The sequence below is a fragment of the Streptomyces turgidiscabies Car8 genome (assembly GCF_000331005.1).
Lineage (GTDB): Bacteria > Actinomycetota > Actinomycetes > Streptomycetales > Streptomycetaceae > Streptomyces > Streptomyces turgidiscabies.
The window spans coordinates 1-214 of record NZ_AEJB01000027.1; the positions used below are offsets into that span (position 1 = coordinate 1).

Annotated in this window: 1 protein-coding gene; it reads left to right on the top strand. The window is 63.6% G+C overall.

Annotated features, from left to right (window positions below):
* Window positions 1-16 precede the first annotated feature (16 nt).
* Entirely contained in the window at window positions 17-187 is a 171-nt protein-coding gene (locus STRTUCAR8_RS02145; RefSeq protein ID WP_044471489.1) for a hypothetical protein, read from the top strand.
* The last annotated feature ends 27 nt before the right edge of the window (window positions 188-214 follow it).

Genomic DNA, 214 nt, shown 5'->3' on the forward strand with positions numbered 1-214 from the left:
TAGGAGGTTGATAAAAATGGTTCCCCTGCTGATTGTTCTGCTTCTCGCCCTGCTCCTCTTCGGTGCCGGCTTCGCCGTCAAGATTCTCTGGTGGGTCGCCGTCATCGTCCTGGTGGTGTGGCTCCTCGGCTTCGTGATGCGCTCCACCTCCGCCGGCGGCGGCCGAGGCCGCTGGTACCGCTGGTGATCTGACCCGCACGCACGCGTTCGTTCC

Coding starts and splice junctions, on each gene's coding strand:
- STRTUCAR8_RS02145 (WP_044471489.1), top strand. CDS start 17: ATGGTTCCCCTGCTGATTGTTCTGCTTCTCGCCCTGCTCCTCTTCGGT.